Origin of the sequence: Undibacterium sp. Ji49W, assembly GCF_049340205.1 — a bacterium.
Lineage (GTDB): Bacteria > Pseudomonadota > Gammaproteobacteria > Burkholderiales > Burkholderiaceae_D > Undibacterium.
Genome location: NZ_JBMPOW010000019.1, coordinates 50,395 through 74,262, shown reverse-complemented (window position 1 = coordinate 74,262; position 23,868 = coordinate 50,395). Strand labels below are relative to the sequence as shown.

The 23,868-nt window shown below is 51.0% G+C and carries 19 protein-coding genes; 12 read left to right on the top strand and 7 right to left on the bottom strand.

Features of this window, described 5'->3' with window-relative positions; translation table 11 throughout:
• The first annotated feature begins 77 nt into the window (after positions 1–77).
• From ACO0LK_RS21650 to ACO0LK_RS21635, 4 genes are all read left to right on the top strand, one after another.
• Positions 78–1,037 (top strand): acyl-CoA desaturase, encoded by a 960-nt coding sequence (locus ACO0LK_RS21650; protein ID WP_422978732.1) that lies wholly within the window; start codon positions 78–80, stop codon positions 1,035–1,037.
• A 17-nt stretch (positions 1,038–1,054) separates the two neighbouring features.
• Positions 1,055–2,149 carry an SRPBCC domain-containing protein gene (locus ACO0LK_RS21645; RefSeq protein WP_422978730.1) on the top strand — a complete coding sequence of 365 codons (1,095 nt, stop codon included), beginning with the start codon at positions 1,055–1,057 and terminating at the stop codon, positions 2,147–2,149.
• Between the two features lie 249 nt (positions 2,150–2,398).
• Entirely contained in the window at positions 2,399–4,594 is a 2,196-nt protein-coding gene (locus ACO0LK_RS21640; protein ID WP_422978728.1) for a TonB-dependent siderophore receptor, read from the top strand.
• A 21-nt stretch (positions 4,595–4,615) separates the two neighbouring features.
• The gene (locus ACO0LK_RS21635; protein ID WP_422978826.1) at positions 4,616–5,842 is read left to right on the top strand and encodes a PepSY-associated TM helix domain-containing protein; all 1,227 of its coding nucleotides are present in this window, start codon (positions 4,616–4,618) and stop codon (positions 5,840–5,842) included.
• Between the two features lie 26 nt (positions 5,843–5,868).
• Here ACO0LK_RS21635 and ACO0LK_RS21630 read toward each other — a convergent pair whose 3' ends face one another.
• Genes ACO0LK_RS21630 through zwf form a run of 3 tightly spaced genes read right to left on the bottom strand, consistent with a single transcriptional unit; the run spans position 5,869 to position 8,926 of the window.
• Positions 5,869–6,765 carry an SIS domain-containing protein gene (locus ACO0LK_RS21630; RefSeq protein WP_422978726.1) on the bottom strand — a complete coding sequence of 299 codons (897 nt, stop codon included), beginning with the start codon at positions 6,763–6,765 and terminating at the stop codon, positions 5,869–5,871.
• Positions 6,766–6,776: 11 nt separating this feature from the next.
• The gene (gene pgl / locus ACO0LK_RS21625; RefSeq protein WP_422978724.1) at positions 6,777–7,451 is read right to left on the bottom strand and encodes a 6-phosphogluconolactonase; all 675 of its coding nucleotides are present in this window, start codon (positions 7,449–7,451) and stop codon (positions 6,777–6,779) included.
• 14 nt (positions 7,452–7,465) lie between these two features.
• Positions 7,466–8,926: a glucose-6-phosphate dehydrogenase gene (zwf, locus tag ACO0LK_RS21620; protein WP_422978722.1), complete on the bottom strand. Its 1,461-nt coding sequence runs from the start codon at positions 8,924–8,926 to the stop codon at positions 7,466–7,468.
• A gap of 288 nt (positions 8,927–9,214) precedes the next feature.
• Here zwf and edd point away from each other — a divergent pair, with 288 nt between their 5' ends.
• The 4 genes from edd to ppc all read left to right on the top strand — a co-directional run bounded on the left by edd (position 9,215) and on the right by ppc (position 16,582).
• A complete protein-coding gene (gene edd, locus ACO0LK_RS21615) occupies positions 9,215–11,056 on the top strand; it encodes a phosphogluconate dehydratase (protein ID WP_422978720.1) in 1,842 nt (613 codons plus the stop codon).
• Positions 11,057–11,099: 43 nt separating this feature from the next.
• Positions 11,100–11,753 (top strand): bifunctional 4-hydroxy-2-oxoglutarate aldolase/2-dehydro-3-deoxy-phosphogluconate aldolase, encoded by a 654-nt coding sequence (gene eda, locus ACO0LK_RS21610; RefSeq protein ID WP_422978718.1) that lies wholly within the window; start codon positions 11,100–11,102, stop codon positions 11,751–11,753.
• 108 nt (positions 11,754–11,861) lie between these two features.
• Positions 11,862–13,496: a glucose-6-phosphate isomerase gene (pgi, locus tag ACO0LK_RS21605; RefSeq protein WP_422978716.1), complete on the top strand. Its 1,635-nt coding sequence runs from the start codon at positions 11,862–11,864 to the stop codon at positions 13,494–13,496.
• A 329-nt stretch (positions 13,497–13,825) separates the two neighbouring features.
• Positions 13,826–16,582 carry a phosphoenolpyruvate carboxylase gene (gene ppc, locus ACO0LK_RS21600; protein ID WP_422978714.1) on the top strand — a complete coding sequence of 919 codons (2,757 nt, stop codon included), beginning with the start codon at positions 13,826–13,828 and terminating at the stop codon, positions 16,580–16,582.
• A 168-nt stretch (positions 16,583–16,750) separates the two neighbouring features.
• Here the strand turns inward: ppc and ACO0LK_RS21595 are convergent, their stop codons facing one another.
• Positions 16,751–17,791 (bottom strand): ABC transporter substrate-binding protein, encoded by a 1,041-nt coding sequence (locus ACO0LK_RS21595; RefSeq protein ID WP_422978712.1) that lies wholly within the window; start codon positions 17,789–17,791, stop codon positions 16,751–16,753.
• A 332-nt stretch (positions 17,792–18,123) separates the two neighbouring features.
• Positions 18,124–19,500 carry an MFS transporter gene (locus ACO0LK_RS21590; RefSeq protein WP_422978710.1) on the bottom strand — a complete coding sequence of 459 codons (1,377 nt, stop codon included), beginning with the start codon at positions 19,498–19,500 and terminating at the stop codon, positions 18,124–18,126.
• 373 nt (positions 19,501–19,873) lie between these two features.
• Here ACO0LK_RS21590 and ACO0LK_RS21585 point away from each other — a divergent pair, with 373 nt between their 5' ends.
• The 4 genes from ACO0LK_RS21585 to ACO0LK_RS21570 all read left to right on the top strand — a co-directional run bounded on the left by ACO0LK_RS21585 (position 19,874) and on the right by ACO0LK_RS21570 (position 23,100).
• Complete coding sequence (locus tag ACO0LK_RS21585) at positions 19,874–21,478, top strand: methyl-accepting chemotaxis protein (protein WP_422978708.1); 1,605 nt, start codon at positions 19,874–19,876, stop codon at positions 21,476–21,478.
• A gap of 226 nt (positions 21,479–21,704) precedes the next feature.
• The gene (gene mobB / locus ACO0LK_RS21580; protein ID WP_422978706.1) at positions 21,705–22,256 is read left to right on the top strand and encodes a molybdopterin-guanine dinucleotide biosynthesis protein B; all 552 of its coding nucleotides are present in this window, start codon (positions 21,705–21,707) and stop codon (positions 22,254–22,256) included.
• 40 nt (positions 22,257–22,296) lie between these two features.
• Positions 22,297–22,497 carry a YjfB family protein gene (locus ACO0LK_RS21575; protein ID WP_186948655.1) on the top strand — a complete coding sequence of 67 codons (201 nt, stop codon included), beginning with the start codon at positions 22,297–22,299 and terminating at the stop codon, positions 22,495–22,497.
• Between the two features lie 192 nt (positions 22,498–22,689).
• The gene (locus ACO0LK_RS21570; protein ID WP_422978704.1) at positions 22,690–23,100 is read left to right on the top strand and encodes a hemerythrin domain-containing protein; all 411 of its coding nucleotides are present in this window, start codon (positions 22,690–22,692) and stop codon (positions 23,098–23,100) included.
• A 35-nt stretch (positions 23,101–23,135) separates the two neighbouring features.
• On the opposite strand, the gene ACO0LK_RS21565 is transcribed toward ACO0LK_RS21570, so the two are convergent.
• Both ACO0LK_RS21565 and ACO0LK_RS21560 read right to left on the bottom strand, forming a co-directional pair.
• Complete coding sequence (locus ACO0LK_RS21565; protein WP_186948657.1) at positions 23,136–23,354, bottom strand: RNA-binding S4 domain-containing protein; 219 nt, start codon at positions 23,352–23,354, stop codon at positions 23,136–23,138.
• A gap of 46 nt (positions 23,355–23,400) precedes the next feature.
• Positions 23,401–23,676 (bottom strand): hypothetical protein, encoded by a 276-nt coding sequence (locus ACO0LK_RS21560; protein WP_422978702.1) that lies wholly within the window; start codon positions 23,674–23,676, stop codon positions 23,401–23,403.
• Between the last annotated feature and the right edge of the window lie 192 nt (positions 23,677–23,868).

Here is a 23,868-nt window from a genome sequence, read left to right as displayed (position 1 = left end):
TTGTTAGCCAACCTTGGTCTGGTGAGCTGCTTCGTTGGTGCACGTGTAGAAATAGATCCTTTCCTGCATGAAAATTTATGAAATCAATTCAGCCTTTTATTATTGATCATCGTGTGCTTGCTACTGATGCCCTTTGTGTTCAGGCAGGCAGTGTCAACTATTCGTTATTGAAATCTTTCTGGTTTATAGGGATGCTGTCTGCCGCCGTGATAGGCGGCATCACGCATTTCAATTGGGCTGCATTGACACTGTTCATCTCGTCCACGATCGTGGTTTTGCTGTTTGGACATTCGCTGGGCAGCCACAGAAAGCTGATACACAATAGCTTCGAATGTCCGTTATGGCTGGAATACCTTATGGTTTATCTGGGTGTGCAAGTGGGGCTGGCTGGGCCGATAGGGCTGTTGCGACAACACGAATTGCGTGATTACGCGCAACGTCTGCCAGACTGCCATGATTACCTGCGGCATGGTCGTCGTATCTTGGTGGATGGATGGTGGCAATTACATTGTGATCTGCATTTACATCACTCACCAAAAATTCGTATAGAAAGCAAAATAGCAGACGACGGTTTTTATCGTTTTCTGGAAAAAACCTGGATGTTGCAGCAATTACCGGTTGCCATGCTTTTTTATTGCTGGGGTGGCTGGGCATTTGTATTTTGGGGCGTATGCGCACGCGTTACTACAGGTGTTTTTGGTCACTGGTTCATTGGTTACCTTGCACACAATCATGGGCAACTGCGGTATGAAGTCAGCGGTGCTGCGGTACAGGGGCGTAACATACGACTCGCTTCACTGCTGACCATGGGAGAGTGCTGGCACAACAACCATCACGCCTATCCAGGTTCTGCAAGACTGGGTTTGCTGGCTGGTGAATGGGATCCGGGTTGGTGGGCTCTTCTGCTGTTAAAGAAAATGAGGCTGGTTTCCAATTTGAAGCTGCCGGATGATTTGCCGGTTCGACCTGAATTGCATGTATATACGGTAGCCGGACCGTATGTGCCCCCAAAAAAATACCCAAATGCGGCAGTTTAACGAGATAAAAGACATCTATGAATGAAGATGAGGGTAAGGAAGTGCAGCCATTAGTTCCATTGGTGGCAGAGAACGCAAATAAAAACATCATTGAAGGGCCTGTTCCGGAAATAGTAAATGGTTCGGTTCTGCCAGCACCACACAAGAAAGCGCTGCCTTTTTCAAAATGGCTGCCGTTCGTTGCCGGTGCAGTCATCGGTGTTGTGCTGAGACTGGTTTTTTCAGGCACCACCGGGTCGGCTTATACCGCTATGGCAAGTGCGTTTATCTGGCTGGTACCAATGGCGGTTGGGGCAAGTACCGTGTTTGTTGCAGAGTGCCAAACGCGGCAAAGCTGGTGGTTCTATGTGACAGGACCTATTGTTGCGAACACCCTGTTTGTATTAGGTACGATGGCGATTTTAATAGAAGGCATGATTTGCGCCATTATTATCATCCCTCTGTTTGCCGTGGTTGGTGCGCTTGGAGGGCTATTGATGGGAGTAATTTGCCGTACCACCAATTGGCCCAGACAGGCAGTATCCGGTTTTGTGGTGTTGCCACTGTTGTTTGGTGCAATCCCGGCTTCTGATCCTGATCTGCAACGTATAGCTATGCTTGAACGTACGATACAGATACAGGCTTCGCCAGAACAGATCTGGCATCAATTACATCATGCAGAAAACATACAGCAAGATGAAGTAGGGCAGGCCTGGATGTATCGAATAGGTGTTCCTTCGCCGCTTGCTGGCATCACCCGAGAAACTCCGACTGGACTGGTGCGCACAATCAGGATGAACAAGGCTATTTACTTTGATCAGGTGTCCAACGATTGGGTGAAAAATCAATATGTGGTTTGGCGTTACCACTTTTACCCGGATTCTTTCCCGCCCAATGCGCTTGATGATCATGTGATGATAGGTGGGCGATACTTCGATATTCTGGATACGACTTATTCCCTCAAGCCATTGAACGCACAAACTACAGAACTGAAAATACAAATGCGTTATCGGGTGAGCACAGATTTCAATTGGTATGCCGACGCTGTTGCCAAATTACTCATTACGGATTTTGAAGAAGTGATCTTGCATTTCTATCAAAAAAGAGCGACAACAATACTCGAAAAGACTTGATTGATTTGATGGCAGGCATTGCTAAGCCCGGCACTTGGTTTTTCATGTGCCTGTGATGCAGGCTTGGCCGTACCACCGATGTAAAGCTGAAAGAAGTTACTTAATTTAAGTTGCAAATATAAATGAGAATGATTTGCATTTGAATATTTGCTTGGGTACAATGTGTGCAATCTATATTCCATCCAGAGTCTGATACCAGACTTTGGATGGGGTGCACCTTTGTACTCAGATCTATTTCAAGGCAATTTCATGATTCAGCGCATTTCGCAATCCATCTATCAAATTCCCCGTGTCAACCATGAAAATTCACCCCGTCTGCGCCCGATGGCGTGGGCCTTGTCGATTGCATTGATGTCGCCCGCAATGGTTTTTGCGGATGAGATGGTGACAGTGAAAATGGACAAGGCTGAATTGTCTGCCGAATTGCCTGAAGTAGTGGTCAGCGGAACAGCAACGAATGAGCCCAGTACCGAAAAAACCGGCGCTTACACCACGCGTAAAAGTGGTTCGGCTACCCGCCTAGACCTGTCTTTGCGTGAAACGCCGCAATCCGTGTCGGTCGTGACGCGCGCCAAAATGGATGACTTCAAACAAGTTAACGCCAATGACGTGCTGGCCAACACCACCGGGGTGTCGGTGGAAAAAGTAGAAACGGACCGCACCTATTACATGGCACGTGGTTTTGATATCGTCAATTTCCAGTATGACGGTGTAGGCTTGCCATTCACGACTGGCAATGTGGCCGGTGATATTGATACGGCGATTTACGACAGGGTGGATATCGTGCGCGGGGCGAATGGTTTGATGTCGTCTACCGGCAATCCTTCTGCGACGGTCAACTTTATCCGCAAGCGTCCCGCTTACCAATTCCAGGCATCGGCCGGATTGACTCTGGGTTCGTGGAATTCACGCAGGCTGGATGCCGATGTGTCCGGTGCCCTGAATGCGGCTGGTACGATTGCAGGTCGCATCGTCGTGGCCAAACAGGCGAGTGATTCTTATCTTGACCGCTACTCACCAGAAAAAACGGTGGTATATGGTGTAATTGAAGCCAATCTGGGTGATGCTACCGTGCTGACGCTAGGGCATTCACATCAAAAGAGTGATGCCAAGGGCGGCATGTGGGGTGCTTTGCCCCTGTATTACACCGATGGCAGCCCGACCAACTACAGAACCTCTACCAGCACTGCAGCAGACTGGTCACGTTGGCTCACGCAAGATGATCGCAGCTTTGTTGAGCTGAGCCACCAATTGAACAATGACTGGCAAATCAAGACTACCCTGAGCCACAATCGTTCAACGGCAGATTCCAAACTTTTTTATGTCTATGGTACGCCTGATCGCAAGACCGGCCTCGGCTTGTACAGCTACCCTTCACTGTATAACGACGTTAATACCCAGACCCTGTTTGACCTGTCTGCCACTGGTAAATTTACGCTGGCAGGGCGTCAGCATGACCTCAGTTTTGGTGTCAACTGGTCAAAGTCGAAAATGGATGATATTTCCCACTATGGCGTGGGTATAGGTACAGCCTTGCCGGATATCACGAACTGGACAGGCAATTATCCGCAACCGGCATTTAATGCTTATACCGATGGCAGCGCCTATGAAGACAAGCGCAGCACGGTCTTTATTGCTTCACGCTTTAACCTGGCAGATCAATTCAAACTGATCGCCGGTGCCAATCGCACCAAGGCTGAAAGCACGGGCTTTTCTTATGGAGTCAGCAGTCAAAAGAATGCCAGCAAGACTACGCCGTATCTGGGCCTGGTCTATGACCTGACCCCTTATGCTTCTGTGTATGCCAGCCATACTGAAATATTCAATCCACAAAGTGAGGTGGATGTCAGTGGCAAGACTCTTGATCCTGTCAAAGGCAAGGGTGATGAACTGGGTATTAAAGTTGAACTGTTTGAGCGCAAGCTCAACCTGTCTGCGGCTGTTTTCAAGATACAGCAAAACAATGCAGCAGAGCAGGCCGGTTATATCGGTACCAAAACCTATTACAAAGGCATCGATGCGCAATCACAAGGCTTTGAACTGGATGCCAGTGGTGAATTGGCAAAAGGCTGGAACCTCAGTGCCGGGTACACCCAGTTAAGCCTGAAGGGCAGCAACGACAAGGATGTGAAAACCTATGTGCCCAGAAAACTGTTCCGTCTGTCGACTACCTATCAACTGCCTTTCATGCCGCATGCAAAAGTCGGTGGTAGTTTGAACTGGCAGGGCGCTGCTTTCCGTGACGAAGGTGCAGGCATCATCATTCGCCAGGACAGCTATGCAACGATGAATCTGATGGCACGTTATGACGTGAACCAGAATTTCAGCATATCGGCCAACCTGAACAATGTCAGTAATGAAAAATACCTGACCAGCCTGTACTGGAGCCAGAGCTATTATGCCGCACCAAGAAATGGCAGCGTCACGATCAACTGGAAATATTGACAGGTCTGGTAACACATGTTGATGCGCCCTGTATTCGTCTTGCTGCACCGCTGGTTTGGATTGGCGGTGGCGGTTTTCCTTTTCATTTCCGGTTTGACCGGCGCTTTCATCTCCTGGGATCATGAGCTGGATGCTTTGCTGAATCCGCAACTGTTCCAGGCACGCAGCCATGCACAAAGTGAGAGTGGCAAAACCTTGTCAGGACTGGAACTTGCCAACAAGATAGAGGCAAATGATCCCAGAATACAGGTGACCTATGTATTGAATGAGGCGGAACCTGGTCACACCATACAGATGTCGGTGGATGGTAAGATCAATCCTGCCACGGGGAAACCATATGTTCTGGGCTTTAATCAGATCGCGGTTGATCCCGTTACCGGTGATGTGCAGGGTAAGCGGCAATGGGGTGAAATATCCCTCAGCCGCGAAAACCTTTTGCCCTTTTTGTACAAGCTGCACTACACCATGCATATTCCCGATGTATCGGGCGTGGAACTGGGTATCTGGTTCATGGGCATCATTGGCCTGGTATGGGTGCTGGATTGTTTTATTGCACTGTGGATTTCTTTCCCCAACTGGCGTAGCTGGCGCAAGTCGTTTGCTTTTCGCTGGTCGCAGGGCGGGCATAAACTCAATTTTGACCTGCATCGCTCCGGTGGTGTCTGGCTGTGGCTGTTCATGCTGTTGCTGGCGATTACATCGGTATCGATGAACCTGAATACGCAGGTTGTGCGCCCCGTGGTTTCATTCTTTTCCCCTTTAAGTGCTGACGTATTTGCCAGCCGCGTGCCAAAGGCCCAAGACCAGCCTGTCATACCAGACATTAGCCGTGAACGCGTTATTGAACTGGCGAAACAGGAAGCACAACAGCGTGGCTGGACTTTGCCGGCAGGCGGCATATTTTATTCACCAGCTTTCGGCGTATACGGTGTGGGATTTTTTGAGGCCGGCAATGATCATGGCGATGTGGGTCTGGGCAATGCCTGGCTGTATTTTGATGGCAAGGATGGGCACGCACTGGGTGGCAAAATCCCTGGTACCGGCAGTGCCGGGGATATTTTCCTGCAAGCGCAATTCCCGCTGCATTCCGGGCGCATCCTGGGTTTGACGGGGCGCATACTTATTTCAATGCTGGGTCTGGTGGTAGCCATGTTGAGCATCACCGGCCTGATCATCTGGATCAGGAAACGGCGCGCCAGGGTGGTCGCCAAAGCCCCGGTAAGATTAACTAATCCAGTTATTTCGTAGTGGCCTGTCTGGTTTTAGCCTATCTTTCAACCTATCTTGGGAACCAGGCGTTTTTCACTGATGCTGGCCTTGGCGCGCTCCAGCATGTCGATGGCAGCCGGGCCGCGCAGCAGTGTGACGGCGACTGCCAGCGCATCGATATAGGTCAGATGCGCGAGGCGTGAAGTCATGGGGGTGTAAATATCAGGATCTTCTTCCACATCCACACCGATGTGTACATCAGCCAGCTCTGCCAGGGGGCCGCCACTGGCACACAATACCAATATTTTGGCACCAGCTTCCTTGGCCAGTTGCACGCTATTGATCAGGTCGCGTGTACGGCCTGTGCGTGAAAAGGCGACCACGACGCAATCGCTGTTCAATAAAGTCGCTGACTGTGCCTGCAAGTGGGCATCGCAAAATACCGTCGTGGGTATGCCAAAACGGAAGAACTTCAACTGCGCATCAATCGCCAGTGCGCCGGAATAACCGAGGCCATAGCATTCTATGCGCCGCGCCCGCGCCAGCAGGCTGACAGCGGCTTCAAAGGTGGCGGTGTTGGCATTATTGCGGGCTTCCATCAGGGCGGCGATGGTGCGGTCAAATACCTTGGGCAAGACATCACGTACATGATCGGCCTGGTTGACATCCAGATGCAGGTAAGGGATGCCGGTTGCCAGGCTTTTGGCAAATGCCAGCTTGAAGGTCTTGAAACCATCAAAGCCCAGGCTCTGGGCAAAACGGGCGACCGTGGGTTCACTGACATCACAGGCCTGGGCCAGTACACGTATCGACATTTCCAGCGCATCATGCGGCTTTTGCAGCAAAAATTCTGCCACCTGACGCTCAGCACGGCTCAGGGCCGTGCTCGCAGTGCGTATGCGTGCCAGCAAGCCTTTTTCAGGCGGGTTGTTGGGTTTGTTGTCGGAAAACGGGTTTGCCATATGGTTTGGTCTTACGGACACCAGAAAACATCTATGGTACAGCCTGCTTCACGTAATAAGGACGCAACCGGTAGATTATTTTCTATGGCCTGATCCAGCACCTGACGTTTTTCTGCGCCGGTAATCACCAGCCAGATGCGTTTGGTGTTCAGCAGGCGCGGCAGCGACAGCGACATGCGGCTTTGCCGGGTTTGCGGATGTACTGCTGCCAGACAGGCCAGATCATCATGCTGGGTAGGCGCGCCGGGGAATAGCGAAGCGATATGCCCGTCTGCACCCATGCCCAGTAACACCGCACTGAAAGCCTGAGGTAATTGTTCATTCAGCCTGGCATTGATGGCTTCGGTGGCGACTTCAGGTGTATTTGCTGCATTTTTAAGTGACACCAGTTGCCAGCGTTTGTCTGTGGCCGATGCTGACAGGCAGCGGCGGAACAGGCCTTCATTGCTTTGTGTGTCCTGGTCCGGGACCCAGCGTTCGTCGGTGGCGACCAGTTTGATCGGTTGATGTTTATCGATGTCGGCCAGCAACTGGTCAAGGCGCTGATACACAGGGGCGGGCGTGGAACCGCCAGCCAGCGCAAAGCTTGAGCTGCTGCCTGTCGGGGTGGTCTGAATTACGTCCAGCCATTGCTGGCTCAGGGCTTCGCTGAGGGCGGCGAAATTCTCGAAGTTGTGGTATTTCATGCTCATTTTCCGGCTTAACTTTCCACGAATTCTTCGCCCCAGGCGGCACCGTGCTGGGCCAGCAGATAACTGGCAGCAGATGGCCCCCAGCTACCGGCGATGTATGACTTCAAGCCTTCGCTATCGTTTTGCCAGGCGCTCATGATAGGGTCTATCCAGGCCCAGGCGGCACTCAGCTCGTCATCACGCACGAACAGGGTCAGGTCGCCATGCATGGCATCGAGTAGCAGGCGTTCATATGATTCCACCCGGCGTGACTTTGATACTTCGGCAAAGTCCAGGTTCAGGGCCACGTCAGACAGGCGTATGCCTTCGCCGGGTTCTTTGGCCTTCATGTACAGTTGTACGCTTTCTTCCGGCTGTAAGGATATGACCAGGCGGTTCGAGCGCAATGGCCCTTGCGACTTGCCAAAAATGGAGTAAGGAATCGGCTTGAAATTAATCGTGATTTCAGCGCTGCGGCTGGCCATGCGTTTGCCTGTGCGCAAATAGAAGGGCACGCCGGCCCAGCGCCAGTTATCAATCTCGGCACGTATGGCGACAAAGGTCTCTGTGCGCGATGCTGGCGGTACGCCGGGTTCATTCTGGTAAGCGATGACGGGTTTGCCATCGACTGCGCCAGCCCGGTATTGACCACGCACGGTTTTCTTGCTGACTTCATCCGGCGTGAACTTGTGCAGGGCGCGCAAGACTTTCACTTTTTCATCGCGGATGGCATCCGGGTTGGCATTCACCGGTGGTTCCATGGCGACGATGGACACCAGTTGCAGCAAATGGTTTTGTACCATGTCGCGCAGGGCACCGGTATGGTCGTAGAAATCACCGCGCGATTCCACGCCCACCTGTTCAGAGATGGAGATTTGTACATCTTGTATCCACTTGCGATTCCACAATGGTTCGAGGAAAGAATTGGCAAAACGCAGGGCCAGCAGGTTTTGCACCATCTCTTTGCCCAGATAGTGGTCGATACGGTAAATCTGGTTTTCGTTCAGATAGCTGCGCAGGGACTGGTTGATTTCTTTGGCCGACTGCGCATCACGACCCAGCGGTTTTTCAACCACCACGCGGGCATTGCCTTCGACCAGACCATGTTTGGACAATTGTTCAACCACGGGGATAAAAATGTCAGGGCCAGTTGCAAGGTAAAACAGGGTAGCGTTGTCGTCGCTGGTATGCAGGCTGTCTTTCAGGGCCGCAAAGTCTTCGGGGATGCGTGCGTCGATTTTTGAGTAATACGTCGTCGCCAGGAAGGCGGTACGTTTTTCTTCCGTCGCACCATCGACATTGGCGGCATAGGATGCTATGGCAGCAGCGACACGCACACGAAACTCTTCATCAGTCAGCTTTTCGCGGGCCGCACCGATAAACTTGAAGTTCTGGTCCAGCCGGCCATTCACAAATGCGCTATACAAAGCAGGGATGATCTTGCGCTTGGCAAGATCGCCAGTGCCGCCAAATAAGACAAATGTGGTCATGCTGACTCCGTGTTGTGTTTTGATTAAAACAGATGATTCTGTTTAAAATCAGTGTAGCTCTATAAATGGTCTACAGTGATGATAAGGATTTATGTTGATTATGCCAGAAAATAATCAGAAATGTAGTTTCATTACGATAAATTTGATGTGTTTGCTTAAAATAATGGCTGTATTTGAAAATACTGAAAGTTTGTTACAGAAAAATTCGATTTATGTTATCTTTATGGGTATCGCATCAGTCTTGCAAAAGCTTTCTTATTTTCGCCCTTAAGGGCCTCAGGTGTTTATATGACGACATCCCCATCCACGACGCTGCACCCTGTTATCGACAAGGTTACCCAGCGTATTACTGAGCGCAGCAAAACCTTGCGCAGTACCTATCTTTCCCAGTTGGAGCACATGCGTGGCCGCGGCCCACGTCGTGCCAGCCTGTCGTGCGCCAATCAGGCACACGCCAATGCAGCTATGGATAGTGGCACCAAGATCTGGCTGAACCAGGCGCAAAAGCCGAACATCGGCATCGTCACTGCCTATAACGACATGCTGTCGGCACATCAGCCGTACGAAAACTATCCGGCGCAGATACGCCAGACAGCCTTGCGCTTTGGTGGTACAGCCCAGGTGGCCGGTGCCGTACCTGCGATGTGCGATGGCGTGACGCAAGGGCGTCCAGGCATGGAATTGTCTTTGTTTTCGCGCGATGTGATCGCCCAGGCAACGGCGGTGGCCTTGTCGCATGATGCGTTTGATGCGACTCTTTGTTTGGGTATCTGCGACAAGATCGTGCCTGGCCTGCTGATCGGTGCCTTGGCCTTTGGCCATCTGCCAACCATTTTTATACCGGCAGGCCCCATGGGTTCTGGCTTGTCGAATAAAGAAAAAGCCGCAGTGCGTGAACGCTATGCGCAGGGCAAGGCGACAAAAGAAGAATTGCTCGCAGCAGAAAGCGCGGCGTATCACAGCGCCGGTACCTGTACCTTCTATGGCACGGCCAACAGCAATCAAATGTTGCTGGAAGCCATGGGCCTGCATTTGCCGGGCGCAGCCTTTGTCCATCCATCCGACCCTTTGCGTAGCGTCCTGACCGATGCAGCCGTAGAACGCGTCCTGCAATTGACCGAACAAAGCGGCAACTACAAACCTATTGGCCAACTGGTCAATGAAAAAACCATCGTCAATGCGGTCATCGCCTTGCTGGCGACGGGTGGTTCCACCAATCACACCATTCACTGGATCGCAGTGGCCCGCGCCGCCGGCATCATCATCGACTGGCAGGATTTTGATGAGCTGTCATCCGTCGTTCCTTTGCTGACGCGTGTTTATCCCAATGGTACTGCCGACGTGAATGCCTTTGAAGATGCCGGTGGCCCGGTGTTCGTGATACGCGAATTGCTGTCGGCCGGTCTCATGCATGCTGATGTCATGACTGTCTATGGCAATGACGGTTTGAACTCACATACCAGCCGTCCGGTATTGACGGATGAAGGCAAGGTCAGATGGGAAGCACTGCCTGCGGAATCGACAGATACCACCGTGGTACGGAATGTGACGGATCCATTCGCACCTACCGGTGGTCTGCGCTTATTGCATGGCAATCTGGGTCGTGCCATCGTCAAGGCGTCTGCCGTACCTGAAGATGCATGGATCATCAAGGCACCTGCCAAGGTGTTTGAATCACAGGATGCCTTGGTCAAGGCATACAAGGCCGGCGAACTGAATATGGATTTTGTTGCTGTCGTGATCTTCCAGGGCCCGCAGGCGAATGGCATGCCTGAGTTGCATCAGTTTACGCCTGTACTGGGCAGCCTGATGTCGGCTGGCTACAAGGTGGCACTGGTGACGGATGGTCGCATGTCAGGCGCATCCGGCAAAGTACCGGCGGCCTTGCATGTCAGCCCTGAAGTGGCGCAAGGTGGGCCCTTGGGCAAGGTGCGTGATGGTGACCTGATTGAATTGAATGTCCATACCGGCGAATTACGTGCACTGGTGGATGCCGATATTTGGGCACAACGTGCCGTGCGTGAACTCAGCAAGGAACCGACCTTCGGTTATGGCCGTGACCTGTTTGCCGCACAACGTCGAGTCGTGACTGCGCCAGAACATGGCGCGTCCACACTGTTCATCGACTAATGCCGGAAACTTCCATCACTATTTCTGAAAGCGAGACAAGATCATGAGCCTGAATATCAGTATGAGCAAACGCAACATCATCGCCCAGCTTGAACAAATCCGCGTACTGCCTATCCTGGTCACCGATGATGTGGATCAGGCGATACGCTGTGTCACAACCCTGGCAGAAAACGGCTTGCCAGCCGTGGAAATCACGCTGCGTACGCCGAATGCCATGACGGTACTGCGTGAAGTTGTCAAGGCTTGCCCAACCGTAACGGTAGGTGCCGGCACGATACTGACGCAGGCACAACTGGAAGCGGTCAAGGCTACGGGAGCTGCCTTTGGTATCAGCCCTGGCATCACACCATTACTGGCCAGGGCTGCTGCTGATTCCGGCCTGCCGTATTTTCCTGGCGTCGGTGGTGCCAGTGATTTGATGCTGGCGCTGGAGCATGGTTTTAATGTTGTCAAACTTTTTCCTTCGGACATCGTTGGCAGTACCAAGATGGCCAAAGCCCTGGGCGGCCCTTTCCCCGATGTGAAGTTTTGCCTGACCGGCGGCGTTACTGTGGAAGCGACACCGGCCTTGTTGCAGCAATCGAATATCCTGTGCGTGGGCGGATCATGGATGTGTCCGGCTGCGCTGATCAATGCCGGTGACTGGGCAGCGATAGGTGTGTTGGCCGCAGCAGCAACTGCGGCTGGCAAGAAGTAAATATTGTCACCGATGCCGGCATGTGATAGTCCTGCATTGGTACTGGTTCATATGTGTTAGCAGTGTTAGCAGTTTTCGTAAATCACTTTTCGCAAAATAAGCAAGATTATGGCTACTTCCGTTTCCCGTACTCCGCTCTGGTGTTTGTTGCAGCAACGTGCCACCAATATGCCCAGCCTGAAAGAATTGTTTCGCGCTGATCCACAGCGCTTTACGCATTTTTCTGCGTCTGCCTGCGGCATCATGCTGGACTATTCCAAGCAGCGCATAGACACAACAGCCAAGCTTAATTTGCTGGCTTTGGCCAGACAGCAGGATGTGGAGTCGCGTCGTGACGCCATGTTGCGTGGCGAAGCCATCAACCAGACAGAGAATCGCGCTGTCCTGCACACGGTCTTGCGCCTGCCGAAAGGTGAAACCTTTGATTTGAATGGCGACAATATCGCGGCGGATGTGCATCAGGTGCTGGCGCAAATGCGCAGCTTCAGTGATGCAGTCAGGGAAGGGCGCTGGCTGGGCTATACCGGCAAGGCCATACGTACCATTGTCAATATTGGTATCGGCGGTTCTGATTTGGGCCCGCAAATGGCCTGCATCGCCCTGGCACCCTGGTCACAAAAAAACCTGTCACTGCATTTTGTTTCCAACGTCGATGGCCGCCATGTGGCCGATGCGCTGGCGAATGCCGATCCCGAAACCACCTTGTTTGTGGTGGCATCAAAAACCTTCACCACCATGGAAACGCTGACCAATGCCCGTACCGCGCGTGAATGGATGTTGTCGCACGGTTGCCCGGTTGACCAGATACGCCAGCATTTCGTGGCACTCAGCACCAATGTCAAGGCGGCAGCTGATTTTGGTATCGCACCTGAAAATGTGTTCCCGTTCTGGAACTGGGCGGGTGGCCGTTATTCGATGTGGAGTGCAATCGGTCTGTCGATTGCACTCTACGTGGGCGCAGACCGTTTTGAAGAAATGCTAGCCGGTGCACATGAAATGGATTTGCATTTCGCCCAGGCGCCACTGGAACAAAATCTGCCAGTCTTGATGGCCTTGATAGGTGTATGGAATATCAATTTCCTTGGCCTGCAAGCCTTGTCGATTGCTCCGTATCATCAGCGCATGACACGCCTGCCAGCTTATTTGCAACAGCTCGAAATGGAAAGCAACGGCAAGTCCGTCACACGTGAAGGCCAGCGCGTTGATTACACCACCTCACCCATCCTGTTTGGTGAAGCAGGCACCAATGGCCAGCATGCTTACTTCCAGTTACTGCATCAGGGTGCAACCATCATCCCAACCGATTTTATCGTGGTGGCGGATGACGATGCCGGTTTGCCTGGCCACAATCAGGCGCTGCTGGCGAATTGTTTTGCGCAATCCAAAGCTATGGCCTGGGGCAAGAGCATCGAAGAAGTGCGTGCAGAACTGGGCGATTTGCCAGATAAAGTACTGGCACCCCGTGTGTTCGAGGGCAATCGCCCAACTTCGACCGTCTTGCTGGATTCCCTGACGCCACGTTCCCTGGGCGCATTGATTGCCTTGTATGAACACAAGGTCTTTGTGCAATCCGTGATCTGGGATATTAATGCCTTTGATCAATGGGGTGTGGAACTGGGTAAATCCCTGGCCCAGCAACTGATCAGTCTCGACCCCAGTGCCGTCAAGGAAGATTACGATAGTTCCACCAAGGGCCTGTTGCAGGCGGTGGGACGCAGTCACAAGTTGAAGAAGGCTGCGTAGGTAATACGTGGTAACACGCGGTAACACACGGCAGCACGCCCTCGCATGCGGGTAGATAAGTCAGGCATTTGTTGTAAGCAAGCCGCAGCCTGTTTGATATATCAAGTCGCAGATTGTGGTGTAAGCATGCTGTCAAGACAGGTGCTTACTCTATAGAGCTGCGTCTTGATACAGATAAAATTATCGCTTGATATTATTGCCCGAAACGTTGCCCGATTTGTTGCCAGATATATTGCCTCAGTCAGACACGCAAGAATTTTCATCATTCCGATTTTATCCTTACCGTAGAATTTGTCAGCATGAACGCCCACCTACATCCACAATTAAAAATGAACGACATCAGCGACGACAAAGACCAGAGCCTGCGTGAGGACATACGCAGGCTGGGGCGTATCTTAGGTGATACGGTAAGAAACCAGCATGGTGATGAAGTGTTCGACCTGATCGAACAGGTGCGCCAGAATTCCATACGCTTTCGCCGCGATGCAGATGAAGCCGCGCGTGCCGAGCTGGAAACCACACTGGATACCCTGACCAATGACCAGACCACGCAAGTTATACGTGCCTTCAGTTATTTTTCGCATCTGGTGAATCTGGCAGAAGATCAGCATCACATACGTCGCACGCGTGCCCATTTGATCGCCGGTTCTGCGCCGCGTCAGGGTAGCCTGGCGCATACCATAGAAGCTCTGTACAACACCGGGCACAGTAGCGAACAATTGCTGGATTTTTTCCAGACAGCGCAAGTGTTTCCGGTATTGACAGCCCATCCTACCGAGGTGCAACGCAAGAGTATCTTGAATTGCCAGATGGTGATTACACGTTTGCTGGATGAACGTGACCGCATGCAACTGACCCCCGAAGAATCAGCCGCCAATGAAGAAGCTCTTGGACGTGCCGTCCTGACGCTGTGGCAGACACGCATGTTGCGTACTTCCAAACTGTCGGTGCTGGATGAAGTGGAAAATGGTCTGAGTTTTTATGACTACACCTTCCTGCGCGAATTGCCACAACTGTATGCAGGGCTGGAAGATTTATTGGCCAGCAAAGATGCGGCATTGACGCAAACAGAATTGCCCAGTTTCATGAAAATGGGTAGCTGGATAGGTGGTGACCGCGACGGCAATCCTTTTGTTACTGCCACCGTGCTGGAAAAAACCCTGGCCATGCAGGCGACCCGTGCCTTTAAATTTTATCTCGACGAATTGCATACCCTGGGTTCGCAATTATCGATGGCCAACCTGCTGGTCAAGGTATCTGACGATCTGCTGGCACTGGCACAGCGTTCGCCCGATCATTCACCGCATCGTGCAGATGAGCCTTATCGCCTGGCCATCAGCGGCGTGTATGCGCGACTGTCTGCCACCTACAAGCAATTGCTTGATCTTGAACCGGTGATTCACCCCAGCGGCATTGCCGAGCCTTATGCCACGGCCGAAGAACTGGTGGCGGATCTGGATATCGTCCATCATTCCCTGCATGCGAATGGTTCTGCAGCGATTACCCGTGGGCGTCTGCGTCACCTGCGACGTGCTGTCAAAGTATTTGGTTTTTATCTGGCACCACTGGATTTGCGGCAGAATTCTGATGTGCATGAGCGCGTGGTGCACGAATTATTGCAGGCTGCCAATCCTGAATTGAAATACCTGGATTTGAATGAAGAGCAGCGTATTGAGGTTTTGATTAAAGAAATCAGTTCGGCCCGGCCGCTGGCATCGCCTTACCTGAGCTATTCTGAAGAAACCCAGTCCGAACTGGCAATTTATCGCGCCGCCTGCACTGCGCAACAACGTTATGGCAAAGGCGCGGTACCTAATTGCATCATCTCCAAAACCGATGGTGTGTCCGACATGCTGGAACTGGCTCTGCTCTTGAAAGAGTCTGGCCTGCTACATCCGGCAGAAGGACGTGTCGATGTCAACATCATCCCGCTGTTCGAAACCATTGGTGATTTGCAAAATAGTGCACCAGTCATGGACAGGCTGTTTGGTATCCCTGCCTATGCACGCTTGCTGGCCAGCCGCAACAATGCGCAAGAAGTCATGCTCGGTTATTCTGACAGTAACAAGGATGGCGGCTTTTTGACTTCTGGCTGGGAATTGTATAAGGCCGAACTGGATCTGGTTGAGGTATTCGCCAAGCATCAGGTAAGGCTGCGCCTGTTTCATGGGCGTGGCGGTTCAGTTGGCCGTGGCGGTGGCCCCAGCTACCAGGCTATCCTGGCGCAGCCTGCCGGTGCCGTGCAGGGGCAAATTCGTTTGACAGAGCAGGGGGAAGTGATCACCGCCAAATATGGTAATCCGGAAGTAGGGCGGCGCAATCTGGAAGTGCTGGCAGCCGCCACCATGGAAGCCAGTTTGCTGGCGTATACCGAAACAGCACCAAAACCAGAATTTTTATCGACAATGGAAGAATTGTCTGATCATGCCTTCAAGGCATACCGCAACCTGGTGTATGAAACTGAAGGCTTCGAACAGTATTTCTGGGAATCGACAGTCATTTCCGAAATCGCTGGCCTGAACATAGGCAGCCGCCCCGCATCACGCAAGAAATCGACAGCGATAGAAGACTTGCGCGCCATACCCTGGGTATTCAGCTGGTCACAATGCCGTTTGATGTTGCCGGGCTGGTTTGGTTTTGGCAGTGCCGTACAAAGCTATCTGAGCGCCCATCCGGATACCGGCATGCAGACCTTGCAGGCCATGTTCAGGGAGTGGTCTTTCTTTTCTACTGTGTTATCGAACATGGAAATGGTGCTGGCCAAGAGCGATATCGGTATCGCCAGCCGTTATGCACAATTGGTGAAAGATGACTCTTTGCGTAACCGCATCTTCCCGCGCATACAGGCCGAACATGAAGCGACGATTGACATATTGAAGGCAATCTCTGGCCAGGATGAATTACTGGCAGCCAACCCCTTGCTGGCACGTTCGATACGTAACCGTTTCCCTTATCTGTCACCCTTGAACCATGTGCAGGTGGAGTTGCTGGAACGTTATCGCAACGGGGATGAAGATGAGCGTGTTCGACGTGGCATCCATTTGTCCATCAATGGTATTGCTGCCGGTTTGCGCAATAGCGGTTGAGCACAGCCTGTCCTGAAAGAAAAAACCTCGCTTGCAAAACGCAAGCGAGGTTTTTCTTTTGGCTGCCAAGTTTGGCTGCCAAGTTTGACTGCCAAGTTTGACTGCCAAGTTTGACTGCCAAGTTTGACTGCCAAGTTTGACTGCCAAGTTTGACTACTGAGATCAGGCTCAGAACAGCAAGCCGCCACCTTTGCGGAACAAGGCCATATCCACAAAACTGGACATGCGATGTGTACCATCAGATGTCGTGACGGTAATGCCACCCAGGTCAATAATGCTCTTTTGTACGGCCAATGACTGCACGGCATCACGTCCCGGTTTGGCCATTTGTATACCCTTGACCAGCGTCTTGGCAACCATGAAGCCTTCAAAAGTCAGGGAAGACAAATCTTCATCCCTGAATTTTTTCATCATATTGCTATGGTCCATCTGTATCGGAGACTTCTTGCTCAAAGGGTTTGGCACTACCTGTGAAAATACCGTCCACTCCAGCGCGGTAGGTCCGGCTACTTCTGCCAGACGGTCCAGATTGATCAGCGACATACCGGCGACAAAAGTACGTGGCGCATACTTCCTGAACTCTTTCAGAAAGATACCAGTACCCAGGGTGTCGGAAATGGCAATCACGATGCCAGGATTGGTTTTTGCCAGTACGGCGGATTCCCTGGCCATATCTGCAGCCGTACCGCTGATGTGGACGATGCCGCTCATGAGCATATTGCGTTTGCGCAGCTCGGCAACCACGTATTGATACATGTCCTGATTCAGTGCTGATTCCTGCACCGCGATGCCTACACTTTTAATACCCAGTTTATCGAAATAGGAAAAAATGTATTGCATCTCCTGTTCTGGGCTGGGGCGCCAGAACAATACGCGCGAATTATAATTTTTTACCGAGGCAACCAAAGGTGCAAACAGGGTTTGTCCGCTTTGTGCAAATTTGGGCGCAGCCAGCACGGCATCTGTGACTGCGGCACCGATACCGCCCAACAGGTATTCTGCTTTGTCTTTTTCTATCAGTTCGGTAACGGCCTGGGCTGACTGTGCAGGCACACCCTGATCATCACGCACCAGATATTTGATACGGCGTCCACCCACGCCACCAGAGACATTGATACTGTCAAAATAAGTAGTGATGCCGGCAACATAGTCGCGGCCTATACTGCCATTGGGCCCGGACAAGTCGATGGCCTGGCCAATAATGATCATATTGCCCTGAGCCTGAGCTGACGCGCCAAAAATGCCGGAGACTAAGCAAAAGCAAATGATGCATTGCCTGAGGAAAGAAATCATCCTGGATAACCTTTTGTTTATTGCAATGCAACAATTCTGTCATGAGAATATTACGACCCAATGACGATGCACCATTTTGGTTATATCTACAGGTAATATAGTTATACCTCTTTCAGGGGCTGAAAACGGCAAGCCAGGCGGGCGTCGCTGGCAACGCGGGATAAATAGCTGATCAGATTATGGAGGGCATCCGGGAAACAGCATCTGGCTGAATCCCGGCATGAAGACAGGTCTTGCTCATTGAAAGATTACGCTGCGTTTCCTTTTGCAGTATCGTCAAATGTAACGCGCTTGATATCACCAACGATGACCAGGTAGCAAAAGATGGCGACTGCCGCATTGGCTGCCACGAACACCAGTGCCCCGGCAAATGTGCCTGTGGCCTGAACAATGTAGCCAATCACAATCGGTGTCGTGATACCGGCGACATTACCAAAAGTATTGAACAAGGCACCACTCAAACCGCCTGCTTCTTTGGGGGAGGTATCTGATACGACAGCCCAGCCAAGTGCACCTATCCCTTTACCAAAGAATGCCAGGGACATGACTGCGATCACCAGTTCATCGGTAGAAATGAAGTTGCACAAGATCATGCAAGTCGACAAGAGCAAACCGATGACAATAGGGGTTTTTCTTGATACAGACAGCGACATGCCAGATTTGATCATGCGATCAGAAATGAAGCCACCCAGCATTCCACCAGCGAAACCGGCGACGGCGGGTATGGCGGCAACAAAGCCAGCTTTGAGGATGGTCATATGTCTCTCTTTAACAAGGTACACCGGGAACCAGGTCAAAAAGAAATAGGTGAGGGTATTGATACAGTATTGACCAATATATACACCTAAGAGCATGCGGTTGGACAGCAATTGCTTGATAATGGAAAAGGTATCGATACGGTTTGCTTCTGGTGTCTGATGAACGGTCTCCAGATCAACCAGGGCGCCACCTGCTTCGATATAGTCCAGTTCAGCTGCGTTGATTCCTGGATGATTCCTGGGGTCATATATAGTGAACAGCCAGATGACCGCCATCACTATCCCCAATACGCCCATGACGTAAAACACGCTTTGCCAACCCCAGTTATGCACGACCCATCCCATGAAGGGGGCAAAAATGACGGTGGCAAAATATTGCGCTGAATTGAAAATCGCAGCCGCCAGCCCACGCTCACTGACCGGAAACCAGGCAGAAGTGATGCGGCTGTTACCCGGAAATGAAGGTGCTTCAGCCGCCCCAACCAGCAAGCGCAGAGCGAACAGCAGTGTGATTGCTGCTGCTCCGGAAAGAAAACCAACCGTTCCCATCAGCAGCGTAAATAATGACCAGAGAAAGATGCTGAAGAAATAGGTTATTTTCGAGCCAAACCGGTCGAGCAGCCAGCCGCCTGGCATTTGCGCCAGGACATAAGACCAGGCAAATGCAGAGAAGATAAAGCCCATCTCCACCGATGACAGACCAAGGGTCTTGCTTAATTCCGGGCCGGCAATGGAAATAGAGGCCCGGTCAGCATAATTGATCGTGGTGACAATGAACAAGATCAGCAAAATACTCCACCGTATGTTTGTGCGGTTGCCGGTATTGGTCTGGTCTGACGGTGACGATGGTGACTGCAATGCTGTCATAGGGTTTCCAATTGCAAAAAATTGACGACCTGGCATGTACTTTGTGTCGCAAGTCATGCACAAGCCTGAATACAAAACTGGAAAACTATACATTGTTATATGATGTCGTACAACATTGTTTTCAACGTAAATGCGATTTCTGACTTGTTATTTTTAGGCGTGCTTGCATTGTTGTGGCACTACTATTGTCAGTAGTGCAATTTTTAAAAAGACAAGTAGATTGGCTTGTTTTTATTTGCTTATCTGATGACTTTGATGGCAAAGTATTTTGAGGTGGACAATTTTATCCTGCATAAAATGTGAGATTTTGTATAAAACTTCTGCCTTGTAGAAATATTTGCTATCTTAAAAGCAACTGTTGAATTTTTAAGAAATGAATCCCATGAAAAACCTTTCCGTCAATTTTAGTTTGAACAGTATCCTGCTCGTACTTGTAGCAATCATTCTTTCACAAGGAGTGATAGGCATTTACGTTGTCAGACAGTCGAATTTTTCGACGGCATTGGTTCATGAAATTTCTCAGCGCATTATCATGATCAATGACTCTTACAAGGACACAACCAGAGCCCGTTCAGCATTGACCAGGGTTTATGCTTCGGCCAAAGAGAATGATGCGGGCACGGACAAAGAAGCTGCGATAAAAGGTGCAAAAAATTCTTTATCGAAGGCTGAAACGATGCTGAAGAATTTTGAAAATCTGCCTGCTTATCAGAACGAAGATGCCAACCTGAAATCGGACTTGTTGAAGGCGGGCGGACGATTGATCAAATCAATCGAAGATGCATATAAAACACTGGAGAAGCAGGATTACGATAATTACAGCGCCATCAATAAAGACAAATTAACCTCGCAAGGGGCTGAGTTTTCATCGCTGCTGGAAAAATTTCAATCGAATGCTGACAAGCAGATTCAATCCATCATGGAAGCGCGTGAGCTTGAATATCAAACGACTGTAAAAGTATATGTGCTGGCAATTATTGCGGCTTTGCTTGTTGCAGTCGCCGCGCATCTTGCTACAAAGAAAATCATCTTGAAGCCACTGGACCATGCAGTTCAATTGCTTGATCAGGTGGCCAAAGGGGATCTGACTGCCGACATCAAAGTAGATAGCACAAATGAAATTGGTCAGTTGATTGCTGCCATTGAGAGCATGCGCAGGGATTTATCCAGGACTGTAGGCCAGGTAAGAACCGTCGCAGAGTCAATTCATGTGAGTTCACAAGAAATTGCAGCTGGCAATATGGATTTGTCGTCAAGGACAGAAAGTCAGGCGAGTTCATTGGAAGAGACTTCGGCCTCCATGGAAGAACTGACCAGTGTGGTGGCAAATAATGCAGCCAATTCCAAAGATGCCAAAAAATTTGTGGAAAGTTCCGTACAGGTTGCTGCCCGTGGTGGTGAGGTAATGGAGCAGGTCATGAGCACCATGAATGACATCAACGCGGCATCCGGCAAGATTGTGGAGATCATCAGTGTGATCGACGGTATTGCTTTTCAGACCAATATCCTCTCCTTGAATGCGGCGGTTGAGGCTGCGCGTGCCGGTGAACAGGGCAGGGGCTTTGCCGTCGTTGCTTCCGAGGTACGCAATCTGGCCCAGCGGTCAGCGTCAGCAGCCAAGGAAATTAAAAGCCTGATTGACAGCACGGTATCCAGGGTGGATGCAGGCGCTCGGCTGGTCGAGCAGGCTGGCAGCACGATTGGCGAGCTTGTATCCAGCGTCAAGCGGGTGTCTGAAATCGTGAATGAAATTTCAAATGCAAGCCAGGAGCAGGCAGAGGGTATTCATCAGGTCAATATTGCAGTCGTTCAAATGGATGAGGTAACGCAACAGAATGTGGCCCTGGTCGAAGAAGCTGCCGCAGCAACTCAATCGCTGAATGATCAGGCCAGCACACTTTCCAGCACCATGAGTACCTTCAAGATCAATGCGTCCCCTATTCACCACGCATCCTCCCTCACCAGAAGGGTGGCCTAAGCAAGTTGGCACACCTTGGCTAAGCCGGATAGCGGAGAGCTTATCAATGTGCAATGCAGTATATTGCTGGCTTTAACTAACAGAAACGAGCGGGCTCGCGCATGTATGGTGTAGACGTAATGCGATCTTACATCTTGGGTGGAGAGGCATGTGTAAAGCCAATTTGCCCGAAAAGCTAATTTTTCGCCAATTTCGTTAATGTAAAGACAAATGGAGCGCAGCATATATGCAGGGACAGATACTTGGTGTCATAGGCTGGTCGGGCAGTGGTAAAACCAGTCTGCTGGAATACCTGGTCAAGGAATTGTCAGCGGCTGGCAAACAGATCAATATCGTCAAGCATAGCCATCACGACATCATCATTGAACCACCCCACAAGGACAGTGCCAGGCTGCGTCTGGCCGGTGCCGCCGAAGTATTGCTGGCTTCGCCATACCGTTATGTCATCACACGCGAGCTGCGCGAAGAAGCTGAGCCGCCGCTCAGTGATTTGTTGCTGCGCATGTCACCAGCCGATCTGACCCTGGTGGAAGGGTATAAATGGGAAGGCATCCCCAAATTGGAGGTACACCGCCCAGTGCTCGGCAAACCGGCAATTTATCCACACGATGCCCGCATTCTGGCGGTGGCGTCTGATATTCCGACACCAGCCAATCTGCGTGCAGGGCTGGCGTGGCTGGATTTGAACCAGCCTCAGCAGGTGCTGGATTGGTTGCTTGCTGCGATGCAGAACAGTTTATTGAAAAAAAACGCAAGCAGCCCTAAAGAATCTCACTGAAGCTGTCGTTATCGTAGGTAGACAGATAAGGAGAATTGTCATGGATGTGACTGGTATAGCTAATTTGGCAACAACGCTGGCGGATGTGGGTACGAGCCAGGCGGTGAGTATTGCCGTATTGAAAAAAGCAAATGACATTACTGCCGAAAGTGCAACTGCGCTGATTGAGGCGGTGCCTGACAATAAGTCTGTTGCCAACTTGCCACCCAATCTGGGTCGCAACATCAACACGACTGCATGAAGCTGGAGTAATCAGGCTTAGGTAGTCAGGCTTGAGTAGTAAGGTTTGTTTTGCCTGATGTGTTGAATCAAGGGGCGCGCCATGGGCGCGCTTTGTTTTTTTGTGGGCATTGGATGGATGTGCTGATATGCCGCAAGCAAGCCTGGCGCTGATCAGCGATAATCTGGGTCAACATTGATTTCAGGAAAAAGCATGGAGCAAAATTCTTGGGGCTGGTCCGACCGCCTCAGCCTCAGTTATGAACCTATGGACGAGACACACAAAGAATTCGTGGAATTATGTGCTGCCCTGTCTGAAGATAACCCGGATACCTTCCTGAACCGGCTGGATGCCCTCATCGTGCATTCCATTTCCCATTTCGAGCAGGAAAATCGCTGGATGGAAGAAACAGCCTTTCCACCCATCGGTTGTCACAGGCAGGAACATGATGCTGTGCTGGAAGTCATGCAAGAAGTCAGGCGTCGTGTTGCAATCGGTGAAGCAGACCTGGCGGCCCGGCTGGCAGAAGAGTTGCCATTATGGTTTGAGCATCATGTCGATACCATGGACAATATGCTGGCGCGCTTTATGGCGGCAGGACAAGCCAATCAACTGACTGAGTAGCTACCTGAACAACAAACGGATCCGCAGGGACAGACTCAACCTGCCTGAACCCGGATTTCAATATCGCCAAGGCTGACCAATTGACCTGCACGGATCTTGGCAGTCTTGCGCAGTTCTTGCTCACCGTCAACACTGACGTCACCACTGGCGACAATCGCCTTGCCGGCACCACCGCTTTCGCACAGACCGACCAGCTTCAGCAACTGGTTCAACTCTACATATTCGCCTTCCAGGCTAAAACTCAGTTTTTGCATAATAATTCCTACGAAAGGTAGTAAAAAGGGGCGCAGCTTACACTATTTATGCAGGTGCGTTGAGTCTCGCTGTTGCTTTCTTTAGCCAGATGCGCAGTTGTGCCGTCAGATCCGCCTGGCTGAAAGAGCAGCTTTCTTCAGTGAACAGGCTGCTGGCTTCCATCCTGCTCAGCAAATTTTCCATCACTTCTGCAAATTGGGGTGGCAAGGCTGCCAGTAAATCCGTTTGTGTACGCCATAGCTGGCAAAATTGGCGGATATTGATACATTCCTCAGACAAATCTGTGATGCTGGCGTCCAATTGCTGGATGATGTTAAACATAAAGAAAGTTTTTTCTTGAAAAAAAGTAATAAGATAGTACGATATTTGAACTATGGCTTGAATCCAGACAAACCAGTTTCCCGTATATTGTGATGCAGATCTGTTTTTATGAAAATTTTTTCAGAGATTTTTGTAAGTTTGCCGTTTCTGCTCCGACTACAGGCTGTAGTTCTTAATTTTTCCCGCTGTGGG

Coding starts and splice junctions, on each gene's coding strand:
- ACO0LK_RS21650 (WP_422978732.1), top strand. CDS start 78: ATGAAATCAATTCAGCCTTTTATTATTGATCATCGTGTGCTTGCTACT.
- ACO0LK_RS21645 (WP_422978730.1), top strand. CDS start 1,055: ATGAATGAAGATGAGGGTAAGGAAGTGCAGCCATTAGTTCCATTGGTG.
- ACO0LK_RS21640 (WP_422978728.1), top strand. CDS start 2,399: ATGATTCAGCGCATTTCGCAATCCATCTATCAAATTCCCCGTGTCAAC.
- ACO0LK_RS21635 (WP_422978826.1), top strand. CDS start 4,616: ATGCGCCCTGTATTCGTCTTGCTGCACCGCTGGTTTGGATTGGCGGTG.
- ACO0LK_RS21630 (WP_422978726.1), bottom strand. CDS start 6,765: ATGGCAAACCCGTTTTCCGACAACAAACCCAACAACCCGCCTGAAAAA.
- pgl (WP_422978724.1), bottom strand. CDS start 7,451: ATGAAATACCACAACTTCGAGAATTTCGCCGCCCTCAGCGAAGCCCTG.
- zwf (WP_422978722.1), bottom strand. CDS start 8,926: ATGACCACATTTGTCTTATTTGGCGGCACTGGCGATCTTGCCAAGCGC.
- edd (WP_422978720.1), top strand. CDS start 9,215: ATGACGACATCCCCATCCACGACGCTGCACCCTGTTATCGACAAGGTT.
- eda (WP_422978718.1), top strand. CDS start 11,100: ATGAGCCTGAATATCAGTATGAGCAAACGCAACATCATCGCCCAGCTT.
- pgi (WP_422978716.1), top strand. CDS start 11,862: ATGGCTACTTCCGTTTCCCGTACTCCGCTCTGGTGTTTGTTGCAGCAA.
- ppc (WP_422978714.1), top strand. CDS start 13,826: ATGAACGACATCAGCGACGACAAAGACCAGAGCCTGCGTGAGGACATA.
- ACO0LK_RS21595 (WP_422978712.1), bottom strand. CDS start 17,791: ATGATCATTATTGGCCAGGCCATCGACTTGTCCGGGCCCAATGGCAGT.
- ACO0LK_RS21590 (WP_422978710.1), bottom strand. CDS start 19,500: ATGACAGCATTGCAGTCACCATCGTCACCGTCAGACCAGACCAATACC.
- ACO0LK_RS21585 (WP_422978708.1), top strand. CDS start 19,874: ATGAATCCCATGAAAAACCTTTCCGTCAATTTTAGTTTGAACAGTATC.
- mobB (WP_422978706.1), top strand. CDS start 21,705: ATGCAGGGACAGATACTTGGTGTCATAGGCTGGTCGGGCAGTGGTAAA.
- ACO0LK_RS21575 (WP_186948655.1), top strand. CDS start 22,297: ATGGATGTGACTGGTATAGCTAATTTGGCAACAACGCTGGCGGATGTG.
- ACO0LK_RS21570 (WP_422978704.1), top strand. CDS start 22,690: ATGGAGCAAAATTCTTGGGGCTGGTCCGACCGCCTCAGCCTCAGTTAT.
- ACO0LK_RS21565 (WP_186948657.1), bottom strand. CDS start 23,354: ATGCAAAAACTGAGTTTTAGCCTGGAAGGCGAATATGTAGAGTTGAAC.
- ACO0LK_RS21560 (WP_422978702.1), bottom strand. CDS start 23,676: ATGTTTAACATCATCCAGCAATTGGACGCCAGCATCACAGATTTGTCT.